The 24845-nt window shown below is 61.4% G+C and carries 22 protein-coding genes; 18 read left to right on the top strand and 4 right to left on the bottom strand.

Annotated elements, in window-relative coordinates:
- Window positions 1-19: 19 nt before the first annotated feature.
- Together AC1VVK_RS17275 and AC1VVK_RS17270 are read right to left on the bottom strand one after the other, a co-directional pair.
- Window positions 20-763: a hypothetical protein gene (locus tag AC1VVK_RS17275; RefSeq protein ID WP_482906059.1), complete on the bottom strand. Its 744-nt coding sequence runs from the start codon at window positions 761-763 to the stop codon at window positions 20-22.
- Between the two features lie 183 nt (window positions 764-946).
- Window positions 947-1606, bottom strand: coding sequence for a Ros/MucR family transcriptional regulator (locus AC1VVK_RS17270; protein WP_482906058.1), 660 nt, complete (start codon window positions 1604-1606; stop codon window positions 947-949).
- A gap of 426 nt (window positions 1607-2032) precedes the next feature.
- On the opposite strand from AC1VVK_RS17270, the gene AC1VVK_RS17265 reads away from it, so the two are divergent.
- The 3 genes from AC1VVK_RS17265 (at window position 2033) to AC1VVK_RS17255 (ending at window position 4490) form a co-directional block, all read left to right on the top strand.
- Entirely contained in the window at window positions 2033-2671 is a 639-nt protein-coding gene (locus tag AC1VVK_RS17265) for an SOS response-associated peptidase family protein (RefSeq protein ID WP_482906778.1), read from the top strand.
- Window positions 2672-2774: 103 nt separating this feature from the next.
- Window positions 2775-3224 (top strand): LexA family protein, encoded by a 450-nt coding sequence (locus AC1VVK_RS17260; RefSeq protein ID WP_482906057.1) that lies wholly within the window; start codon window positions 2775-2777, stop codon window positions 3222-3224.
- 3 nt (window positions 3225-3227) lie between these two features.
- Window positions 3228-4490, top strand: coding sequence for a Y-family DNA polymerase (locus tag AC1VVK_RS17255; RefSeq protein ID WP_482906056.1), 1263 nt, complete (start codon window positions 3228-3230; stop codon window positions 4488-4490).
- Between the two features lie 45 nt (window positions 4491-4535).
- Here the strand turns inward: AC1VVK_RS17255 and AC1VVK_RS17250 are convergent, their stop codons facing one another.
- Window positions 4536-6095 carry a hypothetical protein gene (locus AC1VVK_RS17250; protein WP_482906055.1) on the bottom strand — a complete coding sequence of 520 codons (1560 nt, stop codon included), beginning with the start codon at window positions 6093-6095 and terminating at the stop codon, window positions 4536-4538.
- A gap of 813 nt (window positions 6096-6908) precedes the next feature.
- On the opposite strand from AC1VVK_RS17250, the gene AC1VVK_RS17245 reads away from it, so the two are divergent.
- The 4 genes from AC1VVK_RS17245 to AC1VVK_RS17230 all read left to right on the top strand — a co-directional run bounded on the left by AC1VVK_RS17245 (window position 6909) and on the right by AC1VVK_RS17230 (window position 10831).
- Window positions 6909-8018, top strand: coding sequence for an ArdC family protein (locus tag AC1VVK_RS17245; RefSeq protein ID WP_482906054.1), 1110 nt, complete (start codon window positions 6909-6911; stop codon window positions 8016-8018).
- A complete protein-coding gene (locus AC1VVK_RS17240) occupies window positions 8015-8419 on the top strand; it encodes a DUF2958 domain-containing protein (RefSeq protein ID WP_482906053.1) in 405 nt (134 codons plus the stop codon). Before AC1VVK_RS17245 ends, AC1VVK_RS17240 begins: the two co-directional genes overlap by 4 nt.
- Window positions 8420-8535: 116 nt before the next feature.
- Window positions 8536-10428 carry a ParB/RepB/Spo0J family partition protein gene (locus AC1VVK_RS17235; protein ID WP_482906052.1) on the top strand — a complete coding sequence of 631 codons (1893 nt, stop codon included), beginning with the start codon at window positions 8536-8538 and terminating at the stop codon, window positions 10426-10428.
- Window positions 10429-10621: 193 nt separating this feature from the next.
- A complete protein-coding gene (locus AC1VVK_RS17230) occupies window positions 10622-10831 on the top strand; it encodes a hypothetical protein (protein WP_482906051.1) in 210 nt (69 codons plus the stop codon).
- 377 nt (window positions 10832-11208) lie between these two features.
- Here the strand turns inward: AC1VVK_RS17230 and AC1VVK_RS17225 are convergent, their stop codons facing one another.
- Entirely contained in the window at window positions 11209-11439 is a 231-nt protein-coding gene (locus AC1VVK_RS17225; protein WP_482906050.1) for a hypothetical protein, read from the bottom strand.
- 468 nt (window positions 11440-11907) lie between these two features.
- Here AC1VVK_RS17225 and AC1VVK_RS17220 point away from each other — a divergent pair, with 468 nt between their 5' ends.
- The 11 genes from AC1VVK_RS17220 (at window position 11908) to AC1VVK_RS17170 (ending at window position 24839) form a co-directional block, all read left to right on the top strand.
- Window positions 11908-12228, top strand: a complete 321-nt coding sequence (locus AC1VVK_RS17220) for a DUF736 domain-containing protein (RefSeq protein WP_482906049.1) — start codon at window positions 11908-11910, stop codon at window positions 12226-12228.
- Window positions 12229-12461: 233 nt separating this feature from the next.
- The gene (locus AC1VVK_RS17215) at window positions 12462-12830 is read left to right on the top strand and encodes a helix-turn-helix domain-containing protein (RefSeq protein ID WP_482906048.1); all 369 of its coding nucleotides are present in this window, start codon (window positions 12462-12464) and stop codon (window positions 12828-12830) included.
- Window positions 12823-13395 (top strand): S26 family signal peptidase, encoded by a 573-nt coding sequence (locus tag AC1VVK_RS17210; RefSeq protein ID WP_482906047.1) that lies wholly within the window; start codon window positions 12823-12825, stop codon window positions 13393-13395. The genes AC1VVK_RS17215 and AC1VVK_RS17210 overlap by 8 nt, the downstream gene beginning before the upstream one ends.
- Window positions 13395-14171 (top strand): lytic transglycosylase domain-containing protein, encoded by a 777-nt coding sequence (locus AC1VVK_RS17205; RefSeq protein WP_482906046.1) that lies wholly within the window; start codon window positions 13395-13397, stop codon window positions 14169-14171. Before AC1VVK_RS17210 ends, AC1VVK_RS17205 begins: the two co-directional genes overlap by 1 nt.
- Before the next feature lie 327 nt (window positions 14172-14498).
- Window positions 14499-14894: a hypothetical protein gene (locus tag AC1VVK_RS17200; RefSeq protein WP_482906045.1), complete on the top strand. Its 396-nt coding sequence runs from the start codon at window positions 14499-14501 to the stop codon at window positions 14892-14894.
- A gap of 361 nt (window positions 14895-15255) precedes the next feature.
- A complete protein-coding gene (rlxS, locus tag AC1VVK_RS17195; RefSeq protein WP_482906044.1) occupies window positions 15256-17262 on the top strand; it encodes a relaxase/mobilization nuclease RlxS in 2007 nt (668 codons plus the stop codon).
- A 152-nt stretch (window positions 17263-17414) separates the two neighbouring features.
- On the top strand, window positions 17415-17768 hold the full coding sequence (locus tag AC1VVK_RS17190) for a hypothetical protein (protein ID WP_482906043.1): 354 nt from the start codon (window positions 17415-17417) through the stop codon (window positions 17766-17768).
- A gap of 113 nt (window positions 17769-17881) precedes the next feature.
- Window positions 17882-19843 (top strand): ATP-dependent nuclease, encoded by a 1962-nt coding sequence (locus AC1VVK_RS17185; RefSeq protein ID WP_482906042.1) that lies wholly within the window; start codon window positions 17882-17884, stop codon window positions 19841-19843.
- Window positions 19833-21680 (top strand): UvrD-helicase domain-containing protein, encoded by a 1848-nt coding sequence (locus AC1VVK_RS17180; RefSeq protein WP_482906041.1) that lies wholly within the window; start codon window positions 19833-19835, stop codon window positions 21678-21680. The genes AC1VVK_RS17185 and AC1VVK_RS17180 overlap by 11 nt, the downstream gene beginning before the upstream one ends.
- Before the next feature lie 70 nt (window positions 21681-21750).
- Window positions 21751-22698: a HEPN domain-containing protein gene (locus AC1VVK_RS17175; protein ID WP_482906040.1), complete on the top strand. Its 948-nt coding sequence runs from the start codon at window positions 21751-21753 to the stop codon at window positions 22696-22698.
- 116 nt (window positions 22699-22814) lie between these two features.
- Complete coding sequence (locus AC1VVK_RS17170; RefSeq protein ID WP_482906039.1) at window positions 22815-24839, top strand: conjugal transfer protein TraG; 2025 nt, start codon at window positions 22815-22817, stop codon at window positions 24837-24839.
- Window positions 24840-24845: the final 6 nt, after the last annotated feature.

Genomic DNA, 24845 nt, shown 5'->3' with positions numbered 1-24845 from the left:
CGATTTGTGCATGGTCGCTTCAGTTTTTGGAGCCGTTGATCCTGGTCTCGGAGGTGCCGGACGCCGCAGGGAGACTATACCGGTAATCTGCGCGGGGGATCTGCAGGACGCCGCCCGAGCGCCTCGCTATGAAAGCCGCCTTGCTGTCGGTGACGAGCGTGATGCCTTCGATGGCGTCCGGACCATAGAGTGCGCAAAGGCAGTTGTCGGATTTCAGAGTCTTCCGTTCATTCTTTGCGCGCTGGGCGCCAAGGTCCCGCGCGGCTGCAGGGAAAGTGAACATCGCCGCATTCAGCGCGATACCAACGGTGATAATGGTGACGAAGAGAAAGGTCATGGCGTAGACTTCGCGCAGCGAGGGCTCCATGTGGAAGAACTTGCGCGCGCGTTCCGGATCCGAGCTGTACTTTTCGATGAGATGCTTGATGAAGCCATACACGATCAGCACCATCAAGATCGCAGGGACCGCCAGCGCGTAGAACTTGGCGCTCTCGGCCGATGCAAGCACGATTTCCAGCCCTTTTGTCGCCAATCTCGTACTTGGCAGGCTGAATGTTCCTTCGGGAATTCCGAACCCCTGTCCGTAGCTGTCGTAGTACTGCACGCCGAGATAACTCAGCCAGGCATAACCCGTACCACCCAGGAGGAGGTGGATCGCGCCTAGGACCAGGGCCGTGAGTGTCAGCTCCTGAAGTCCCAGAAGACTGGTCAGGGAGAACGGCGCTTTTGTGTCGCTCGGAGCGGGTGTTGTGGGGGCAGACATCTGTAGCTTCCGGTTTTGGTGCAGTTGGTGCGCACCGCTTCTGGAAAGTCATGCCTTTGATGCAATAGGAAAAATTTACCCGCCGATGGATTTGGCCATCGGTAGGCGCAGTTCGGTTCCGGTTGGCGCCTGGAGTGCGGGAGCAAAGTACTGCGGCCCGCACTCCAGATGAGGTACGCGCCGTTATTCGGACGGCACCGCATTGGCTGCCGACTTCGGCTTTCTCGCAGTCTTGCCGCCGGTGGCCGCCTTTTTCGCGGGGACTTTCTTTGTCGGAGCCTTATCGGCCGGCACGCTCGCGGAAGGCGCAGTAGCGACTGCGGGCGTGTCGCTGGGAACGGGGGCGGAGTCGGGTGACGCATCGGCGACTGCGGAATGTGCCTTCTTGGCCTTGACCTTCACGCCCTTCTTGCGCCCGAGGCCGATCTCCTTTGCAAGCGCCCGCCGGCGCTCGGCATAGTCCGCCGCGACGAACGGATAGCTCGCAGGTAGATTCCAGCGCGCCCGGTAATCTTCGACCGAAAGCTGGTGGTCGGTGGTGAGATGCCGTTTGATCGTCTTAAACTTTCTACCGCACTCGAGGCAGACGATGCCATCCGGCTTTACCGAAGCACGCACGGAGACTGCGGGTGTAAGCGATTCCGGCTGCGGCGCAGGAGCTTGTCCAAGGGACGCCAGCGATCCGTAAACCGCCTCGATCAACTGGGGAAGCTGCGCTGCGGGAATCGAATTATTGCTGACATGCGCGCTGACGATGTCAGCCGCCAGCGTAAGTAGAGCTTGGTCTGCCATGACGTATTTACGTACCCGAATTTCTTTTTGTGGGCGTTTCGTTTCGTTCATTGTCATCGCGGGCGCAAGCGGGATTGCAGGCAATGCGGATCAATTCTTTCGCTCGCCGTGATCCCTTCCCGTACCGTTTCCCAAACCGCTCATGTGGCCCGGCATTGAAAGCGGTGTGATCGGACAGTGGTTCTCCCGAAGTCCAGACGGCCGCCAATACGCCGCTGCCGCTTCCGGGAATGAGGCCACGATATCGATTGCCCGCCGTCCGCCACTATCGCGCGTGCTCCCGGCGTGCTCGTCCTTTTGGGCGGCTTGCAGGCAAGCGTCACGAATTGGGCTAGGGACTACGGGCGGTGACCGGCGTCTTCGGCGCCGCCGCCCATATACGCTACTGCCGCAGGCATGATAGGTTTGAGTGCCGGGCGGGTCATTGGGCAGGCTTGGTCGGTACGGGCAACAGCCACGGCAGAGGAGAGGGCCGCCATGTGCAATCGAGCCAGAATGCGGGGGGAGCCGGAAACCCTGTTCGGCTCGGCCGCCCAGCTGTTCACCGATCGTCCGCGTGACAATCGCTTCGACCCGCAGGAATTGCGGCCGAAAGGACGCAGTTATGTGATCCGCGAAGAGGGCGAGATGCGCGGATGGGATATCATGACCTGGGACGTGCTCGGCGGAAAGGCGGCCTGGCCGATGACCAATGTGCGCCAGCTCTCGCTGCCGCAATGGCGCCGGCTCGCGGAGAAGCCGGAAAACCGCTGCATCGTGCCGCTTACCGAATTCTGCGAGTTTACGCCGGAAAAGCACGATCTCGGTGATGGCAAGCCGCCGCTTAAAGGCGAAATGTGGTTTGCAGTCACCGACCAGCCGACCTTTGCCGTTGGAGGTTTCTGGCAAAGGAGCGAGACCGGCAACGGCTTCACCATGGTGACCTGCGATGCCAATGCACTGGTCGCGCCTATCCACCCGAAGGCCATGGTGACCATCCTCGATCCAGGTGACGTGACGACCTGGCTGCGCGGCAGCTACGACGAGATCGTTTCGCTGCAGCGGCCCTACGATCCGGCAAGGATGGTCGTGAGAGGGCCGATATTCCCGACGCGGCAACCCCAAGCGGAAATCTGAAAAGCGTGATTTGACAGCGGGTTGATCGGTTTACCCGTCGAAATCGCTCCGTCGTCATTTTCTTATGTTCCCAATATGTTCCGAATCGCGTTATTGGGATGGCATGTCTTCCGGCTTTGCCTTGCCCCCTTCGATTCCTCTGCCGCTTGGCGAACTGCCGCGCGAGTGGAGCCTTCGCGTTATCGGCGCAGCCGGCGCTGGCTTTCCCTCGCCTGCGCAGGACTGGGAAGAATCCGCGATCAATCTCGTAGAGCTGCTCCGGCTCGATCGCGCTGCCAGCTTCGTATTCCGGGTGAGCGGGCAGTCCATGGTCGATGCGGGGTTGTTCGATTCCGATGTCGTTGTGGTCGACAGGGATGCCAAGCCCGTGAACGGGCGCATCGTCATTGCCGTGGTCGATGGCGGTTTTGTTGTTCGCCAACTCTGCTTTCGCCACGGTGTCCCGATGCTCGAGGCGCGCAATAGCCGCATGCACTACGAGCCGGTCGTGGCGGACGAGACAGTGGAAGTCTGGGGCGTCGTGCGCGCGAGCGTGCGCAACCTTCAGGCTTAGCCCATGACCTGGGCCATCCTCGACATCGAGAACTTCTACTGCAGCGCTGAGCGCGTCTTCGATCCTTCGCTGCGCGGTGTGCCGCTCATCGTGCTGTCGAACGGTGACGGCTGCGCCATCGCGCGCTCGGCCGAAGCCAAGGCGCTCCACATTCGCATGGGCGCGCCCATGTTCCAGATCCGCGATGTGGTGGCGAGGCATGGCATCCAGTGCCGCTCCTCCTCCTACGAGCTCTACGCGGACATGAACCGGCGTTTCAATGCGGTGATTGCCGAGTTCACCGATACGGTCGAAATCTACTCGATCGACGAATCCTTCTTTCGTCTGTCGGTATTGCCTAGCGGCCTCGGCGACGTCGAGATGGCGCACCGTGTCCGCGCGGCGGTCAAACGCTCGGTGGGCCTCCCTACCCGCATTGGCCTCGGGCCGACCCGGACACTCAGCAAAGTGGCAAACGCCCTCGCCAAGGCATCCGAAAAGGTATGGGGCGGGGTCGTCGATCTGCATGACGAAGGCCTGCGGCGGCGGCTCTTGGCGGCCTGGCCGGTCGAGGAAGTCTGGGGCATCGGACCTGCATTGGCGAAGCGCCTGCGGCCGCTCGGCGTCCGGACGACTGCCGAGCTTGCTGCACTGCCCGCAGAAGTGGCGCGCGACGTGGGAACGGTCGTGCTCGAGCGGCTGGTGCGCGAACTCAACGGCATCGAATGCACCGATTTCGAGCCGGAGCCGGCTGCGCTAAAGTCCACGGCGGTCACGCGCAACTTTGGCGAACCAGTTCGGGACGTCGAGGCGCTGCGCGAAGCCATGGTGCGGCGCGCTGTACGCGCGGCCGAGAAAATCCGTAACCAGCGGTTGCAGGCGAGCCGCCTGATTGCCTTCGCGCATGGCAGCCGCTTCAAGCCGAACGCGCCATCGGCTTCGCGCGTCGGGCGGCTTTCGCCTGCCAGCAACGATCCGCGCGTCATTGCCGGCATGGCCGGCAGGATGGCCGAGGCCATGTTCGAGGTCGGCGCAGTCTACACCAAGTGCGGTGTGATGCTCGAGGGGCTGGAGCAGGAGGTGCGCGGGCAGCTCGACATGTTCTCCGCCCCGGATCCCCGGTCGCCGAAGCTGCTGGCCGCGCTCGACGAGATCAACACAAGGTTCGGGCGGCAGACCTTGCGGCTGGGTTCTGAAGGGATGGGCGTGAAGGCCTATGATACCAAGCGTGCCTTGAAGAGTCCCTCCTGGACTACACGGATCGATCAGGTTCCAGTAGCGCGCTGACGGGGCCTGGCGAAGCGTCTCGCAAAGTCGCGCCGGCGGCGCCGGTCAACGCGGGCTTTCCGGAGCAGGTGCGATTGTTACGTCGCGTGCGGTCGACGTCGATGATCCCGGTGACGGCATACCCTGAGCTGCGCGCAGTTCCTTCACGAAATCCCTGAAGGAGAATTGCAGGTCCTGCGGCAGGTCCTTGACCACTTCCTCTGCCGCCACTTCGTAGTGGGTAAGGAACTGGCCGATCCGGTGCACAAGCGGGGAGCTGGTGGAATAGTCTGACGCAATGGCGCCCGAGAAGAATGAGCCAGCGAACGCCGTCGCCCCGATTACCAGATTTCGGGCCGATAGCTTGACCCAGCCCCCCGCCTTCTCGCCCTGAAAATCGCCGCGACCGACTGTATCGCGTAAATGCTCCAGGAGCTCGGCCGTCTCGGTGGTTACGAGCTTATGTTCCTTCGCGGCCTTGATGACTTCGAATGTGGGCTTGAGGTCTGCAGTCTTGACGAGGAACCGCCCCGCTTCCTCGTCGGCCTCTCGTATACTGGGAAACGCGCGTAGCCACGGTGCCAGTGTGCGTACGAGATCACCGAGCGGTCTTTGGACTTCCGGATCGAGCGGCGCGGCGTAGGAAACAACGCCGGCCGATAATTGCTGGTCAAGTTCGACGAACGACCCAAGCTCGAGCGCGTTTGGATAGAGCAGTCCAAGCACGTCGGCGATATCTTCTGCAGGGCGATCGAGCAGCGAGGCCAGCGTTGCGGCGGCTCGGCCGATACCTGTCCATCCCGGCTGATTGTCGAGACGGGCAGTGAGCCCCGCGAAGGCGCGCGCCTTCTCGAGCAAGGCCCTCTGCATCTGCCGGTTCATTGGCTTCAGGGCGGCAATCCTGTCCCCGTCGTCTCCCGCCGTGACCATGGCAAGATGGTCGCCTTCCGGTTCGAACGTGGCGCCGCCCTTCGACTGCTTGAGCTGCGCGACGCGGGCGGCAGCGGCCACCTCATAGCGGGCATCGGATAGATCGATGGTCGTCTCGTGCCGGAAATCCATTCCGAGACGGAGGCCGTGCGCGAAAAGGCCCGCCTTTACGTCCTTTAGCGCCTCGCGACCAAAGCCAGGCGCACGCAAGAGTTGTGCTTCTGTGAGGGTAACGAGATCGCCGATGAGAATCAGGCCCATCTTTCCAAGCTGCGTCTTCGTCCGCTTGGCAAGCGGCAGCGAGGCAACAGGTTCGAGGAGGTCTAATGATAGAATGGGAAGCTCATTGGGTTCGTAACTGTATTCAACCATAAGCCGGCGCGCGATCCGCCTGAACGCGGCGATGTTGGAGTCGAACTGCCGCGCGTGAAGTTCCACGACAGCGGTTTTAGGGAACTCGTTCTCCGGCATTCCAAGATCGGTATCGATCACCAGCAGGAAGTTTATAGTCGCGAGGCGCATAAGCGCGTTGTAAGTGGCCCTGAATGCCGGTGATTTACGCATGTTCGCGGACATCACTAGGATGAATATTCCGGCGAAGTTGCTGATCACATCTGTTGCGCTCTGCAAGTCGAGAACGTCGAAGTCGAGCGTTGGTTCGACCGCAGTAAGCATGTGCTCAAGTTCAGTGGCCAACGGGAGATCCGCAGAGTCGGCTAGAATAATTGCGGAATGACCTTCGAGACGCATGACCTTTGGCTAGTTGTCAGCGACGGGGGACGCAAGCGCGCTGCGTGCCGGCTGTGGGAAATCATCGCAAGGCACACATGCGAAGGCGGTTTGCGGCTCCTAATCCGGCCCGCGGCAATCTCGATGGCCTTGTCGTCATTTTGTTTGAACTCTTCGGCATAGCCTGATTGCCTCACTGGCGCCTCGTGCCGTACGGCACGACCGCGCTCCATGCCGTGCGCAGGCGGGCTGACCGCCCTTCGGCCCTGCGCGCAGGCACCGAGCCCCATGGGGTCTCGGCCTCCCGGTCAGGATCGCTGGCGCGTTAGGGCGAGCACGCTCACCCTCATGTGGGCGCGCGCTTCGCAAGCGCGCGGCGTTCTTTGTGAGCCTCTCCCGGGCAAAGCCGGGGATGGGCTCGACGCCCGTCTAGGCCCGCCGCCGGCCCCTGCAAGCCGCTCGTTCCTCGCGGGCTCCTCCACTCCGTTACGGCCCTTGCCACCCCGATCCTGCGGATCGAGGCCCCGGCTGCGGGTGCAGGCGCCGCCTGGACGCGGGCCTTGTCGGTCGTCCGGGCCGCCCACCCCCGTCTTTTCCGGGGAGGCCATGGTGGTTTTTGGGCAGGCTTGGAGGTGAGACATGCGCAGCAATCGCAAGGCCTCGCAATGCGCGAGGTCGCAAGTTCGGGTTCTCAGTGAAACCGGTTCCGGCCAAGGCAGCTCAACTGGTCGTGCCCGGCCAAAGCAGCCGGGGACATCGGAGCGCGGGCGGCCCGGCGATGTGGACAAGCCGGTTCATAACTGCCGGGACAAGCTTGGGGGTAACTCTGCTGTCAACCGTTCCCGGGATCGGCAGGCCGGGCAGGAAAGCGAGGCAAAATCCCGATCCTCGCTTTACGACGAGGTCACCGAGCGGATCGTGGCGGAACTGGAGGAGGGACGTTTCCCTTGGGTGCAGCCGTGGAGTAGTGCAGCTTGCGGAAGCGATCTCGGGGGCGGCGGGGTGCCCTGCCTGCCGCGCAATGCGCTGACCTTGCGAACATACTCGGGCATCAACATTCTCCTGCTTTGGGCATCGGCGCTTGCCCACGGCTGGGAGCGCCCCGGCTGGCTGACCTTTCGGCAGGCGCTCGCGGCGGGCGGGAATGTGCGCAAGGGCGAGCAGGGGACGCAGGTCGTCTATGCCGATCGCTTCACGCCCGAAGGCGAAAAGGAACGCGCGCGGGCGAGCGGTGACGAGGCCAAGTCGGTTGCCTTCCTCAAGCGCTTCACCGTTTTCAATGTGGCGCAGTGCGATGGATTGCCGGATGATCTCGTTCCCCCGCCGGTCGCCTTGCCCGAACGCGAGATCGTTCCGGTGGGCGAGGCGGTCATCGCCGCAAGCGGGATCGATTTTCGTATAGGCGGCGACAAGGCGTTCTATTCGCCGGGGCGGGACTTCGTGCAGGTGCCCCCGCAGCAGGCTTTCCACGATCAGGTGAACTTCTATCGGACGGCGCTGCACGAATTGACGCACGGCGTCGGCCATAGTTCGCGGCTCAATCGGAACCTGACCGGCGCATTCGGTTCGAAAGACTACGCACGCGAGGAATTGATTGCGGAATTGGGTTCGGCGTTCCTTTGCGCGGCGCTCGGGATCGTGCCGACGGTGCGCCACGCCGACTATCTGGGGGCGTGGCTTGAAGTCCTGCGCGAAGACAATCGCGCAATCTTCCGGGCCGCCAGCAGGGCGAGCAAGGCAGCGGATTGGCTGCTCGCGCGCCATGCCGCCGCAGATGCGGAAGTGGCGGCCGATCTCGCTGAGGAAATCGGGGCTGCGCGAATCGGCGCGCCAGCATGCGCGCGCCGAACCGATGCCGTGCCCGCAGATGAGGGGAGGGCCGGGGCATGACGATCATTTCCCAATCCACCCGCGCTATGCTGAGCGCCAACTTCGAGCATAGCATCAAGAATCCCAAGTTCGATCCGCTGCCGCTGGTCCGCCTGTTCAACCCGATGGGCCGCGCGGTCTGGCTTGCGACCGAACTCTATGCCGACGACGACACGCTCTACGGGCTTGCCGATCTCGGCTTCGGGACTCCGGAACTCGGCATCTTCTCGCTTCGCGAGATCGAGGCCATCCGCCTGCCGCTCGGCATCCGGATCGCCCGCGACCTCGGATTTGCCACCCGGCATCGTCTGTCGATCTGGGCCGAGGCGGCGCGCCTCGCAGGGGCCATACCCGACGCCGCTGATCTCCTGAGCCGCCTTACCCGCGAGGATCCCGGCGCAATCAGACTTCTGCCCCGCTGAGGGGCCGATGACGCAGGCGGTCGGTGCAATCCCGCTCGGGCGCCTCAACCTAAGCCGGTCCACCTTATCCCATCACGAACTCGGTGGACCGGCACTAACAATCAGGAGTGCTTTCCATGAAACTCGAATTCATTGCCTTGGGCAACCTTGCCGTCAGCAAATCCAATATGCGTTACGCCCGCAAGGCCCCCGACGTGTCCGACATTCTTCCGACCGTCCGCGCGCGCGGCGTAATCCAGCCGATCCTCGTCCGGCCGAACTGCCAGCCGGGCCACTACGAGATCGTTGCGGGCGCGCGCCGCTTTCACGCTGCGCGGATCGTTGCCGACGACACCCGAGCGAATGCCGCGAAAAGGGAGGGGGCACGACCGGACGATGGCGGCGACGAGGCCGAGGCGATGATGCTTCCCTGCGCCATTCTCGATGAGGGCGACGACGCCGATGCCATCGAGGCATCGCTGATCGAGAACATCGCCCGGCTCGATCCCGACGAAATGACGCAGTGGGAATGCTTCACCCGCCTTATCCGCGAAGGCCGCAAGGTCGAGGAAATCGCGATTACGTTCGGGCTGCCCTACCTTGCCGTCCGGCGCGTACTGGCGCTCGGCAATCTACTGCCGCGCATCCGCGACCTCTATCGCCGCGAGGAAATCGACGTTGCGACCGTCCGGCAATTGACACTCGCCTCCAAGAGCCAGCAGCGTGATTGGCTCGCGCTGCGCGACGAACCCAATGCCTATGCTCCCTGCGGCTATCAGCTAAAGGCATGGCTGTTCGGCGGTCAATCGATCGCCGTAAGTCATGCGCTCTTCCCGGTCGAAGGCAGTGGCCTTTCCACGGTATCGGACTTGTTCGGCAGCGAGACCTATTTTGCCTGCGGCAAGACATTCTGGCCGCTCCAGAATGCCGCCATCGAGGCGCGCTCTCGGCAATATCTGGAGCAAGGCTGGGTTGATGCAGTCGTGATCGGACCCGAGGTCAACTTCCACTCGTGGGAATACGAGAAGACGCCCAAGCGCAAGGGCGGCCGCGTCTATCTCGATGTGCGCGCGAATGGCGAAGTGGTGATCCATGAAGGCTACCTCTCGCGCAAGGAAGCGGCCAAACTGGCCCGCAGCGAGGCCGAGGGAGCAGGGCAGAAACCCGTGCGACCAGAAGCAACGGCCATTACCGGGACCTATGTGGACTTGCACCGCCATGCCGCCGTGCGCGCGGCGCTTATCGGGCATTCCGGCCTCGCGCTGCGCATGATGGTCGCTCATGCTATTGCCGGGTCTCCGCTGTGGCGCATCGTGCCCGAGGCACAGAGCGTCAGGAACGATGCCGTCAAGGAAAGCGTCGAGAACTGCCGCGCCGAGGCTGTGTTCGACGAGCGGCGGCGCGCGGTTCTGGCGCTGTTGAAGCTGCCCGACGACGAACCCACGGTGATCGGTGGAACCGGCTACGGCATGCGTGGTTCAGGGAGGGAATTGTGCAGGCTGTTCGCCCGCCTCGTCGAACTTCCCGATGGCGTTGTCATGGAAGTTTTGACCATCGTCATGGGAGAGGCGCTGGCCGCTGGCAGTCCGGCGGTGGAGACGCTCGGTGTCGAGATGGGGGTTTCCATGGCCGATTGGTGGGAAGCGGACGCCGCTTTTCTCGAGACGCTGCGCGACCGCGAAGTGCTTCTGGCAATGGTTCGTGAAATCGCCGGCGATGTCGTGGCCGAGGCCAATGCCGGGCAAAAGGGCAAGACGCTCAAGGGGATTGTCCGCGATCATCTGGCCGGAAACGGCGGTCGGGAAAAGCGCGAGGGCTGGGTGCCGCGCTGGATGACCTTCCCGCCTTCCGCCTATACGGCGCGGGGCGGTGTGGGCACCGTCGAGGCGCATGTGCGCGCCATGCGTGCGCCGGGGCCTGACGAGGATTACGGTGAAGGGGAAGGGGCCGAAGCGGAATCGCCGAACGACGATTTCGTTGCCGAGGAAGGCTGCGAAGTCGGGACTGGCGAGGACCGGGAACCTGCGTGAAATAATCGGGCGGAGGCGGATTTCCCGCCTCCGCCCGATCCCCTTGCGAGGGCTCGAAATTTTTGCGGCGGGGCCGCGCCCTGAAAGGCGCGGCCCCGCCGCCTATACCAAATGTTCATTGCCCGGAGCCATTCGCGGCGGCACGGTTTATCCAAATCCGGGCGCCGGACCGGCGATCATAAAGGGCAGGACCATGACCGAACTTCACGTTATCGAAAAGCTGGTCAGCCGCCTTTCGCCCGCGCCGGTCTGCGACGATTGTATCGCGCAGACGCTGGCGCTTCCTCCATCCGAGAACGCGGAGCAGGCAGTCCGCGAACTTGTCGGTTCGAACGGCTTCGAGAGGATAAAGGATATATGCAGCCTGTGCGGTGAGACACGCCCGGTTACTCGGCTGAAGTAACCTTGCGCCTGCCTGTTTCACGGATGGGCGGCAGGCAAGGTCAAGGCCTCCGCTCAGCGCCGCACGGGGCCGGCACTTGCAAATATACGCGCTGCAATCGGCGGACGAACCGGCAGAGCGCAGAGCGTCCCGGAAGACTTTGCCGACTTCAGGGACGATGCCTGACCAACCGGCATCGCCGAACCTCAAGAATGATCGATTTCATAGCCGGAGATCGCCTTTCGATCAGCGTCGCGGCCTGCCCTAACGATCCGGCCCGGCGCACCTCAACCGTACTTGCCGGAACCGGCCAAGGCATGACGACGATAGGCTTCCACGCTCTCCGATAGTTTCGCAGCGCGCGCGGTACGTGGCTCGCGAAACTGCCATTGCGCCGCCTAATGGCGTTTCGGAGAGTCCCTGCCGTCGACCGCCGCCTGCACGGAAACCGCCCAGGCCCTCAGATAATGCGCGCGGGTCTTGTACTCGTCGCCGGCCTTGAGATGCACCATGGCGGCCCGGCCCAGCGACTGCGAAATCTCGGTGGCGGTACACACACCCTTTTCCTCAAGGAGCCCCGCAATCGCGGCGATTGCACTCCCGAAGGCGAACACGGCATCTTCGTCCATGGCGTCTCTCCCGGCACCGACTGGCGCCGCTCCAGTCTGCCTTGTCCCGCAAGACAAAGCCAGCGTCGGGAGCGAAGCCGGATGGGCGTCGCCGGGCTCGGGTTTGGCGTGTAAGCTCTCGAAATCGGGCGTTCATCTGCATCGTCCGTGATCTGCCTGAACCTGCCGTTACTCAGGGTGGACCGCCGAGCGGGAAGTCATCTCGCAGGCGCATCGTACCCGACCAAATCCGGGTCGCGGGGCATCGACCTGGGACAGGCGCGACATTCCCGAAACCATCGCGGATCCGAACTATTTCCCCGCCCGCCAAGGCGGGCTCCTCGCGGCCGCTGCGCTTCAAATAGGTCGGCCCGCTCCGGTCCTCTGCTGCGCGTCGGCCTGACGGTTCGGAAAGATCGCTGAGCCCGTCCCTCAAGGTCTGCCCATCGCCCGGAAATGGTTCGGGCGGACTTTGGCAGGAGATGAAAAATGCCCGCAATCGGATATGTCACTCGCGACGGCCGCAGCTTCAAGGGCCAGCTTCGCACCCTCTCGATCCGCGCGGATATCGAGATCATGCCCAACCCGCGGAAGACCAGCGACGCCCAGCCGGACTATCGGGTTTCCTCAGGCGGCGTCGAGGTGGGAGCCGGCTGGCTGCGGCGCAGCGAAAGCTCGGGGAACGACTACGTTTCGCTCAGCCTCGCCGCTCCGGAATTCGGACCCCGGCGGCTTTACGCCAACCTCGGGCGTGCGGCCGGTCAGGACGACGAAGACGCTTTCGCAATCATCTGGAATCCCGCCGACTAAATGCCCGTTCCGCCCTAGCATCCGGCCCCGCATCCTGACGGATGCGGGGCCCCCACGGCGCTCCGTACCGAGGCGATCGGTTACGTTCCGGGCACCACTTCGGAAGGCTTTCAAGGCACGACGGCGGGTTGGATCGGCGCGGGTGCGCTGGCGCAGATCGTTTGGCGATTGGAGGCACCGGCCAGGGGGGCGAAATTGCGCAGGTCGATTTTCGCCCCTGCCGCATCGTGTCCATGGCCGTCATCACCCCATCAGGCGGCTCATCCGGGACGCCGGAAGGGAGCGAAATCATGATGGATAGTCGCGATCGCAAGGCGTGCGCCGCGGGCCATGGAAGACCTCAAAATCTGCGGCCAAGAATGTCGTCCACGAGGGCGAAATCCAATGTCGAGATACGCGCCCGCGAAGCCCGGGAGACCTGTCCGTTTCTGACCACAAAGGAGGCTGCCTTCTTCCTCTGCCTGGCCGTCGTCACGCTTGCGGCAATGCGCCGGAAGGGCACCGGGCCCAAGTGCCGCAGACATGGACGGGACTGGCGCTATCACATCGACGACCTCGAGGCATGGTCGCTCTCCGACACAGTGGGAGGCGCGCATGACTGACGCCCGCAATCTGCCGCTCTTTGCCTGGGGCGAGGCACTTCGCAGCGCCCGCGCGCGCCGCCGCCTGCTTCGTCGGCGTGCGGCCTTGATCGGCGCCGGGATCGCGGCGCTCATCGCCACGCTGGCCTTTCCCCCAGTCCCCCGCCTGGTGTGGAACCACAGCGCCAGCGCGCCGATTGGCCTCTACCTCGTCACGCCCGGCGCTCCGCTCGCTCGCGGCGATATGGTCGTTGCCTGGCCGCCCGAGCCGGCGCGCACGCTGGCCGCGCATCGCCATTATCTGCCTGCTGGCGTGCCGCTCGTGAAGCGCGTGGCTGCAGCGGCCGGGGATAACATTTGCGCCCATGGCGACATGGTGACGGCGAACGGGCAAACCATTGCGCGCCGGCTTGGCTCCGACCCTTCCGGCCGTCCGTTGCCGCGCTGGGAAGGGTGCATCCGGCTGCGGCAGGGAGCCTACTTTCTGTTGATGACGATGCGGCCGGACAGCTTCGATGGCCGCTACTTCGGCGCCACCCGGGAACGCGATATCCTCGGCAAGGCGCGTCCGCTGTGGTTGCCCTGATGCGTGCGCACAGGGGTGATGCAAGGCCCATATCGTCGGCTTTCCGGCTCAAACGATGGGTTCGGTTGCCTACAGCGATACTGGTGCTCCCGGCGTTATTGATGGGGCCGGTATGTTCGTCGCCGACGCAGGCGAACGAAGCCGACGCCGTCTTCCGTTGGCGCGCGGAGATCGGGGAAGCATCCGCCCGCTTCGGGATCCCCACGATCTGGGTCGAGCGGGTGATGCGCTCTGAAAGCCGGGGGCATACAATGCTGGACGGCAGGCCTATCACCTCGCGCGCCGGGGCAATGGGGCTCATGCAACTGATGCCGGATACCTGGGCCGAGCTGCGACGGCGGCTCGGTCTCGGGAGCGACCCGCACGCGCCGCGAGACAACATCCTGGCGGGAACGGCCTATCTTCGGGACATGTACGATCGCTTCGGATATCCGGGTCTCTTTGCCGCCTATAATGCGGGGCCCGCGCGCTATGCAGCATCGCTTGCGAACGGCCGCTCGCTTCCGGCCGAGACGCAGGCCTATCTGGCCTCGGTCACTGGCGGCGACAATGGATTTTCGCGCCGGGATAGCGGCGAGGGTCCGCAAACGATCCTCGCGCCATCCTCGCCTTCAGGCCCCATCCGGCAGTCGATCTTCGTCGTGAGGTCCTCGGCAAATGCCGAGGCCTCACCTGACGCAGCAACGGACCGCCGCGCGCGATCCCAGTCTGGCGGGGCGGCCAAGATCGACCCCCTTTTCGCTGTCCGCATTCTCGGGGCCGGACCGGCCCGCTGACAAACGCGCTCGCAGCATCGCCGCGGGAGAGAAGCGGCACCTGACTGCGGGTGTCGGGCGAGGACGAGAGGTAGACAGCCCTCCTCGGATCTGCCGAGCGTGACGGCCTCTGCGGCGGCTGTAAAGGCCGGCGGCACCTCCAATTTTGCCGCAGAAATAGAGCGCGCTGCGCGCGCGAGTTTGTTTGTTTTCCTGGGGCAAAATCGGCTCCTCCGCCGCCGCTTCGCGGCGCACCGGCAAGCCGGCGCGGCCCTGACAGCCACCGCGCCGACCGTCGGGCGACAAGGGTCCTCGAAGGTCGGGGACGCTCTAGCGAAGGAGGCTGTTATGGTTGCTCAGGTAAGCATCGGCGTTGCGGTGCAGCGGGTCATGGAAAAGCTGGTGGCAGGGCTCGAGATCGAGTTTGGACACGGAGCGGGCGCGGCGTTGGCAGCGCGGTTCATGGAGGCGGAGGAGAGCGATTTCGTGTGGGACGCACGGGTGTGCGAGCGTTGGCTCGGCACGTTGATGTGCGATGGTGATTGCGGATCGGTTTGCGATTGCAAGGGACCGGATGGCGAGTGGTTCGAACTCGACCGGGTTGCGATCGTGGGGTGCCTGGATGGGGCTTGGTACGCGGCGGTTAGCATCGTCGACGGCGATGGCCGGGCGCACGGATTGATGGCGCGGCGGGCATGCGCGAGCGAAGGCGAAGCACGCGAAGCCTATGCCGCATTGCGATGAGAGGGAGGTCGGTTTCCAGCCGGGATGTGGATGCACTTCGGTGCCTCGCACCCCGGCTTTTTTGTGCTCACCAGGAAAGCGGGGCTGGGCGTCGGTGCGGGTGAGGCGGAGGGAGCAGGGGAGGGCGGGATATGCGGCTGAGAGGTTAGGGGCGCGTAAGGCAAGATAAAGGCATGGCACTCCCTGTGCCATAACCTATTGTCTGCACATCGTTTTTGGCGATTTTATATGGCACTGGCCGCGATTCGGCAGTGCCATGAGGGGCTTCATGTCCGTGTTTCCGCGGCCTTGGACGGCACCGGTTTTCAGAAATCCGCTGGGGCCGCATGATTGCCGCGATTTTCCTGTCGCGAGCATTGCCATGATCGATGATGACGACTTCATGCCTCGTCTGGGCCGCCAGAAGGCGAAGGGAAGCAGGGGTGTAAAGCGCTATCTCGGGCAGGTGCTCGCGGCTGCAAATCTGGCGCGCGGCGGCGCGCGGCGGCCGTCCGGAAAATCGGGATTTTCCGGGAGCAAAATCGGGCGCGGTGCAGGCGTGGGACGCATGCTTGCCAGCAGGGGCGGAACGGCGGGCAGTCACCGTCGCCGTGTGGTGGTAAAAGCGAGCATTGTCAGGCTGAGCGGCAAGGGCGTTGCGGCGGCCGCCGCGCACCTTCGTTACTTGCAGCGCGACGGGACTACCCGAGAGGGCGAGCGTGGCTCACTCTACGGGCGTGATCTCGATACCGTGGACGGCAAGGCTTTCCTCGAAAAGGGGACCGGCGATCGCCACCAGTTCCGTTTCATTGTCTCGCCCGAGGATGGGACGCGCTACGAAGACTTGAAGCCGCTGACGCGGCGGCTTATGGCGCAGATGGAAAAGGATCTCGGCACCGAGCTCGAGTGGGTGGCTGTCGATCACTTCAATACCGCCCATCCACACACGCATATCGTCGTGCGGGGGAAGGATGTAGAGGGCAAGGACCTGGTGATAGCCCGCGAATATCTCACCAGCGGGATACGCGAGCGTGCGGCCGACCTCGTCGAGCTCGATTTAGGGTTCCGGTCGGACCGGGAAATCGTCGACGGTCTTCGCGCGGAAATAGGCCAGGAGCGTTTGACCTCGATTGACCGGCTGCTGATAGGCGAGGCAGGGCAGGATCACGAGGTTGCTGCCAGATCGCACGATCCCCTCCAGCAATCTGTCAGGGCCGGGCGTCTCGCCCATCTTTCGCGGATGGGTCTGGCAGAACATCTGGGCGGCGATCGTTATCGCCTCGCCGCCGATCTCGAAGATACGCTGCGCAGCATGGGCGAGCGGGGCGATGTAATCCGTACGATGCAGCGCGAATTCACCAGGCTGAAGGTCGAGCGGGCAATGGGGGATCAGGTGATCTATGACCCGTCAGTGGAGCATGCTCGGCCGCTTATGGGGCGGGTGCTTTCGCGCGGGCTCGCCGACGAATTCGAGGACCACCATTACCTGATTGTCGACGGGACGGACGGACGCAGCCACTATGTCGCGATCGGCAAGGCCGGGCAGAGCGCTCTTGGCGCTGGGGTAGACGAGGCCAGTTCGCTCGCGGGTTCCATCGTCAGAATAGAGCCGTTGCGTCCTAGCGTACGCGAGATCGACCGGACGATCGCGGCTGTCGCGGCAGCAAATGGTGGCCATTACCAAATCGACCTTCACTTGCGGCACGATCCCAACGCGACCCAGACTTACGCCGAGACCCATGTCCGTCGCCTCGAAGCGATGCGGCGTGAGAGCGGTCTTGTAGCCCGCGAACCCTCTGGGCGCTGGACGATTTCTGCCGACCATCTGGAGCGCGTTGTCACGTGGCAACAGGGGCGGATCAGGGACCGACCAGTGGCCGTTGAATTGCTGACCCGCGAGCCGCTGGGGAAGCTGGTACAGATGGACGCGGCAACCTGGATCGATCGAGACCTGACTTCGGGCGCGCCGGAACCGGCGCGCGAGGCGGGATTCGGACAGGAACTGTGCGACGCCCGTAACCGAAGGCGACAATGGCTTCTGGCCCAGGGTTTTGCGGAAGAAGTCCGGGGCAGGACCGTGTTCGCAGACGGCATGATGGACGCACTGCGTCGCCGCGAGTTGCTACGGATGGCGGGCGGCCTGGAAGAGGAGTTCGAACGGCCTTACCGCGAGGCCCGCCAAGGCGAACGAATTGAGGGTGTCTATCGCCGGTCGGTCGATCTCGTCAGCGGCAAGCATGCGCTGATCGAGCGGAGCCGGGATTTCACGCTGGTTCCATGGCGGCCGGCGCTGGAGAAGCAGGTCGGGAAGACCGTGTCCGGCCTGATGCGGACGGACGGTATTAATTGGACGCTAGGTCGCGGGCGCAGCGGGCCAGGAATTACCTGACAGTTCGGGCGCTGGATGAATGGAATTGCAATCCATTGCACAGGCTAGCTTCTGATCCGTGGCTCGAGTTGGAGATTAGAAAATACATTACGCGATTTGACGTTTCTAATAAAATGAGATCAAATTCACTCGCGACAAATATGGCGGGGCGAATGGCGGCGCCTGCTGAAAGACAAGGCTTGGCTATGCAGAAGAGGTTAGCGTTTATAATGGTCGGCGCTTTGGCGCTTGCCGGCTGCGGTCAAAATGGCAGCCAGTTTCTTGGCACGTGGGTTAGCATCAAGCAGGCCAAGAGTACCATGACTATCGAGCGGAATGGGGATGCTTTCCTCGTGCGGCGTGAAATTCCGCAGATGATTGGTGGTCCAACGAAGGATTCCTACCCTGCGACGGTCCAAGACGGCATGCTCCATATGAATGTTGGTATCGGGGTAATCGATTTCGCGATCGACAAGTCAACGGGCCATCTCGTCGGCGGCGGGGCGGATTATTCGAAAGCGCCGTAATTGACTTGTTTCGATTGAACTTGGTCCCGACGAGAATAAAAACCGTGTGAAAGTTGCAAAACACGCTTCTCAGCGCTGATCCCTCCCAATACCAATATGGCGAAGGGGGATTCATGAAGATCGAGCGCATCACATTGAGCAATTTCCGCTGTTTTGGTGGGAGCGATGTTGTCATTGCCATTGACCGACACGTGACGGCGTTGGTCGGTAACAATGGCTCCGGAAAGACGGCTGTGCTTTCGGCGCTCGGAAAAATGTTCGGGACATCGGTTGCGCAGCGGTCAATTCGGAAATCGGATTTTCATGTTCCGTCAACCGAAACACAGATCGAAAGCGGTGCTACGCTCGTTATTGATTGCGTCTTGGGCTTCCCTGAGCTTGCGGAGGGCGGTGAAGATGAGGCGGTTCCGGAGGTCTTCCGACACATGTCTGTCTCCGGCGAAGACGACCCCCTGCAAATTCGGGTTCAGCTTCGTGCCAAATGGACAGATAACGGCACTCCTGATGGAGTCGTCGAAGACGAACTTCGTTGGATCGGTACCCTCGACGAAGATTTCAAATGGGACGATTGCAAGCGTGTTTCCGCTATTGAGCGAGGGTTCATCCAGCTTGTTTATGTTCCCGCTAGTCGGAACGCGGCAGATCAGGTCACGAGCTTGCTCAAAGGTCGTCTTTGGCGGGCCGCGAAGTGGTCGAAGGATTTTCGAGACGAAGTGGCCACCGGAGCAACTACACTTCAGGATTTGTTTGAGAAAGAGGCGCCCGCTGCATTTATCGCCAAGCGGTTGGTTAAGCGTTGGGCTCAGGTCCATCAAGGCGACACCGATTCCAAGCCGATATTGCGTTTGCTGGAGGGAAGTTTCGACGATCTCGTCAAGCGGGCCGAGTTTGGCTTCTTCCCAGATGAAGCTCGGCAAATCCGAAGTCTCGACAATCTCAGCGATGGCCAACGTTCGCTTTTCCATATCGCATTGACCGCTGCGACGTTGGAAATTGAACGAGATGCCCTTGCTGAAAAAGCGGCAGACTGCGCCTTCGATCAGGAAGGATTGCGTCGAACCTACCTAACGATATTGGCGATTGAGGAACCAGAAAACAGCCTTTCGCCGTTCTTCCTTTCTCGGATCATGGCGCAGGCCCGCGAGATCGGGGCGATGGCCGGTGCGCAGGTTATCGTTTCAAGCCACAGCGCCAGCATATTGAGTCGCGTGGAGCCGGAGGAAGTGCGCTACACCCGTATGAACGACAAAAGTCGTACTTCGACCGTGAGGCCGCTTGATTTGCCAAAGAAGGTGGATGAGGCGCGTGCCTATGTCCGGTTGGCTGTTCGCGCTTATCCGGAGCTCTATTTCGCTCGATTTGTCATTCTTGCGGAGGGTGAATCCGAATCTATCGTTTTGCCTCGTGTTGCCGAAGCAATGGACTTTCCGATCGATCGCTCGTTTGTTCCAATCGTTCCGCTTGGTGGAAGGTTTGTACATCATTTCTGGCGGCTGCTTTCCGGTCTTGGCATCCCTTACGTCACGCTGCTCGATCTCGATGCCGGGCGCTCCGGGGGTGGCAAAGGTCGAATTCAGTACGCGGTGGATGAACTGGCCGCGATCGGAAATGATCTAACCGAAAATATCCATTACATGACGGATGAAATCGAACCCGAAGACGTTCACGAAATAGACGAGTCGGAACTGCTTGAGGATGATGTTAATCACGTTTGGCTGAAGGCCCTCCGAGAGGAGGGGGTTTACTTTTCATCTCCACTAGACCTCGATTTTTCAATGATGGCCCTTTTTAGGGATTATTATTTTCAAGCGAGGCCTGGTGGGTATGGGCCTAAAGGGAGTGTGGAGGAAAAGAAAAAGGCTACTTTGAAAGCGGGTGGTGACGGTTCTCTTTATGGCGACAACTGGGATGACCTATTTCTTTGGTATCCGTATCACTTTATCGGGTCGAGCAAGCCTGAAGCGCATCTCGCTGCTTTATCTAAGATAGATAGTTCGCATTTGGTCGAAAATGCACCTGATGAATTGCGCCTACTTCTGGACCACGTAAAAAGGGCTGTAATCAATGATGATTGATCCGGCTCATTGGAAGCCGGCTGGAGTTGTCGATCTTGAGGGCCGTGCTTGGCAGGCGCTTCGGGAGACCCGCCGAAGCGTTTGCGTTACGGCAGGTGCGGGTGCCGGTAAGACCGAGTTCCTGGCACAGAAGGCGGCTTACCTGCTGCAGACAGGTTTGTGCCCGACGCCAAAACGGATCCTTGCGATTAGCTTTAAGCGGGATGCGGCGGATACTTTATCGAAGCGTGTGCGGTTGCGCTGCGGTGATGATCTAGCAAGACGCTTTGTTTCAATGACTTTCGATGCCTTCACGAAAGGGCTTGTTGACCAGTTCAGGAATGGGCTGCCGAAGGAGTATCGTCCGTCTTTTGATTACGAGTTGAGTTTCACGACGGATAATCAGCTCAATGATCTAATGCAACGCGCCGGCATATATGGCCTCAATCCCGGGCGTTTATCATCGGCAATCGCGGAGACCCGCCTCCCTGTGGTGGAGCAGGACATAGTTGATGCCCTGAAGCAGGGGGTCGACGCATACTGGCTCGACCAGTATCGCGATCCTAAACGAACCTTTCTGACATTCCCAATGATAAACCGGTTGGCAGAATATCTTGTGCGAAGGAACGCACACATAAGGTCTGCACTCCGTAGTACCTACTCCGCTGTCTTTCTTGACGAGTTCCAAGACACGACGGGATCGCAATTTGATTTTTTAATGAGCGCGTTTGGTGCTGTTGGTACTGTCTATACGGCTGTTGGAGATGATAAACAGCGAATAATGGGATGGGCAGGCGCGATGAAGGATGCATTCGCCGAATTTACGAATGTATGTGAAGCCCGATCGATATCACTGCTCTCGAATTGGCGATCTCACGAGGACCTTGTCACGCTTCAGCATGTTATAGCTCAGCGGCTTGATCCCGGTGTCGAGCCAGTAATTGCCAGGCGAGAGCGAACTGCCGATGGCGATGTCTGCGCGATTTGGTCCTATGACACTCGCGAAGAAGAGCTCGACGGGGTGGCTAGCTGGCTCAAACAGGAAGTCGATAGTGGCCTGCAGCCGGAGCGTTTCGCGATCCTCATCAGAATGAAGGCCGATGCTGCCGAAGCTGAGTTAGCTCCGGCGCTGGCGAAAAAAAGTCTGGTATTGCGTAATCTCGCTCGAAGCCTCGGAGAGATTTCAATTCAGGAGCTTCTTGTTGAAGAATTGACCGGTGCCGTACTGCCGTTCTTGCAGCTTGGCTGCTCACGTAAAAATTCTGAAGCATGGTCCAATGCACTTGCGAAGATCAGGCAACTGGAGGGCACGAGAGATGACGACGAAATTGAACTTCAAAGGCTGAATTCACACGCCGAGCGGATTGTTAAAGCCGTAAGAATATACATGGTTGAAAATATACCGTCGCCAGAATCCGCCGTGAAATTACTCACCATGTTAATTGGCGAAATTGGCGAAGCTACGATCCGGCGCGCAAGCTCGAGTTATCAACGGCAGGTCGATTATGATCGGGTCAGGATTGGCTTGGGTCTTTTGCTCGGAGAGTGCGCCGATGGAGCCGCAGGCTGGTCGGAGACCCTTTCGAAACTTGCTGGCGATGGCCAGATCCCTTTGATGACAATTCACAAGAGCAAGGGGATGGAATTCCACACGATGGTCTTTCTAGGCTTGGATCAGGGATGGTGGAGCCTCAAGCCAGGTAAAGATGAAGAGCTGAGCTCATTTTTTGTCGCTTTTACCCGAGCCGAGCAGCGAGCGTTTTTCACAAGCTGTCGCCAGCGAGGGGGCGGAATTAAGTGGCTTGAGGATCTGCTGGGCGACGGGGTTCCGCGAGAGATCGGTCCGCTCGATCTTTGATGACGACGGCTGCAAACCTTCCGTCAATGAGGGGTTGCCATCTTGTCCAGTTGATACGAGAATCCGGATAATGCGCAAAGATATCGATCATCTTCCTCCCGTTCAGCAGGCCGAACTTGAACGCGTTCGTCATATCTTGATGACTGAATTTGACGTTGCGATTTCACGCGCGACGCAGCCTTGGAAGAAAAACGGCCGGATCCAGAAGATCGTGCTTTTCGGGAGCTACGCTCGAACTGACTGGGTCGATGAGCCGCTGAACGGCTACCAGTCAGATTTCGACCTCTTGGTTATCGTCAATCATCCGAAGCTTACGGATGTTGCCGAATATTGGCATGTCGCGGACGACAAGATTGATAGAGATTCCTCGATCGAGCGTCAGGTGAACTTCATTGTACACACGATAGATGAAGTCAATCAGGGGCTAAACCGCGGCGAGTACTTTTGGGTAGACATCGCTCGCGATGGAATTGCGTTGTACGAGCTGCCGGGCTGCACTTTCGTTGCGCCAAAGCCGTTAACGCCTAGCGATGCTTATGAAATGGCAGATCAATATTTTTCTGTCCAATCGAAATCGGTGCAGCAATGGATCGATTTGGCGGAATTCTCGCTACAGAAAACGCGATCTGATCCTGACTGGGGGCGGAAAGCGGCGTTCCATCTGCATCAGGCAGTCGAGACTTGCTACATCTGCTTTCTTCTTGTTCGAACGCACTATTTTCCGCGATCACACAACATCAAGTTTTTGCGATCCATTGCGGAGGGCAAGGAGCCTCGTTTGGTCGATGCCTGGCCGCGAGAAGCGAAAGTTGATCGCAGGCGCTTCGAACTGCTCAAGCGTGCTTATGTCGAGGCTCGGTACTCAACAAGTTACGAGATCAGCATCGAAAATCTTGAGGCGATAGCGGAACGCGTTCATATGCTCCGGGACCTTGTAGACCTCGTGTGCCAAGAACGAATCGCACAACTGAGCGAAACAGCGCGCCACGATATCGGCGGTAATTCACGCGGTGCGTGACCGGCAATATCCTGCAATATCCAATAAACGCTAATTAGCGCCGTTTAGTTTTTTCTCTTCATCGCGGATTCTTTCTCCGCCCGGATCGCAATGGACGACCGGGCTGGAGAAGCCCCGTGACGCCCACCAAACTCCTCATTGGTCAAATTTTCGTTGTCTTCGCGATCATGTTCGCAGGGCTGTGGGCGTCGACGCAGTGGGCGGCGGCCATGCTGGGCTACCAGCCTGAACTTGGCACAGCGTCGTTCCATGTGTTTGGCGTGCCGTGGTACCGGCCATGGGCCCTGTTCGGTTGGTGGTATCATTTCGATGCCTATGCGCCCGATGTCTTCGACAGGGCGGGCCTCCTGGCGGGCGCCAGCGGTTTCCTGGGCTGCGGATCGGCGGTAGCCGGTTCGCTTTGGCGGGCTCGCCAGAAGGGCAGGGTCACCACCTATGGATCCGCCCGCTGGGCCAGCCACAGCGAAGTGGTCCGCGCGGGCTTGCTCGGCGATGCCGGTCTCATGCTGGGCAAGCTCGGCCGCGAATACCTTCGCCATAATGGCCCCGAACATGTCCTCGCTTTCGCGCCAACCCGTTCCGGCAAGGGCGTCGGCCTCGTGGTGCCGACCTTGCTCACCTGGACGGGCTCGGCCGTCATCCATGACATCAAGGGCGAGAACTGGACGCTGACGGCCGGATGGCGTGCGCGGTTCTCACACTGCCTGCTGTTTAACCCCACCGATGCGGCATCGGCGCACTACAATCCGTTGCTTGAAGTGCGCCGCGGCGCCAATGAGGTCCGCGACGTCCAGAACATCGCCGACATCCTCGTCGATCCCGAAGGGGCGCTCGAACGCCGCAATCATTGGGAAAAGACCAGCCATTCGCTGCTGGTCGGCGCAATCCTCCACATCCTCTACGCCGAGGAACAGAAGACGCTCGCCCGCGTCGCCACGTTCCTCTCCGACCCTCAGCGCTCGTTCGCCGCCACGCTGCGCGGCATGCTCACCACCAACCACCTTGGCAGCGACGAAGCCCCGCGTGTCCATCCGGTAGTCGCTTCAGCCGCGCGGGAGCTTCTCAACAAGAGCGAGAATGAACGCTCGGGCGTGCTCTCGACCGCCATGTCGTTCCTCGGCCTCTATCGCGATCCGACGATCGCGGAGGTGACCTCGCGCTGTGATTGGCGAATTGCCGATCTCGTCGATGCCGAACAGCCGTGTTCGCTCTACCTCGTCATTCCCCCGTCGGACATCAGCCGCACCAAGCCGCTGGTGCGTCTGGTGCTGAACCAGATCGGGCGGCGCCTGACCGAACAGCTTGATGGCCTCGGTGGCGCCGGCCGCAGGCACCAGCTGCTGATGATGCTCGACGAGTTTCCCGCGCTCGGCCGGCTCGATTTCTTCGAAACCAGCCTCGCATTCATGGCGGGCTACGGGATCCGGGCATTTCTCATCGCCCAGAGCCTCAACCAGATCGAGAAGGCCTACGGTGAGCACAATTCGATTCTCGACAACTGCCACGTCCGCGTTGCCTTCGCGGCGAACGATGAACGCACCGCCAAGCGCATTTCCGACGCCCTCGGCACCGCCACCGAGCAACGCGCTATGCGCAATTACGCCGGTCACCGCCTCGCGCCCTGGCTCGCACACGTCATGGTCAGCCGCCAGGAAACCGCGCGCCAGCTCCTGACCCCCGGCGAGGTCATGCAACTCTCCCCGGACGAGGAGCTGGTGCTGCTGTCGGGCATGGCGCCCCTACGCGCCCGCAAATTGCGCTATTTTCGCGACCGCAATTTCACCGACCGTCGGCTTCCTCCTCCGACCGTTTCCTGCGGCACCTATGTTGATCGGCCGGCACCACGACCTGACGACTGGCAAGGCACTGCACGGGCCCAAGACGTAAGGCTTGCCGCGCTCATGGCCCAGGCGGACGCTGATGATGAAAGCGGACAGCAACAGCAACGGACGCCCGGGCAAGGTGGCGGTCAGCCGATCGCACGCGACGAGCCCGAAGTCACGGAGCCCGATCTCGCGAACGACGATGACGGCAATACCGTCGCGGATAAGCGGGCGATGGAACAGGCACAGACCCTGACGCCCGTCGCGCGCGGGTTCGCCTTTGACGACAGCCAGCACATTCGCGACCTTGGACTGTGAGGGAGC

The sequence above is a fragment of the Novosphingobium sp. BL-S-32 genome (assembly GCF_056857055.1).
The sequence above is the reverse complement of the archived record's forward strand: the minus strand, read 5'-3'. Positions and strand labels throughout refer to the sequence as shown.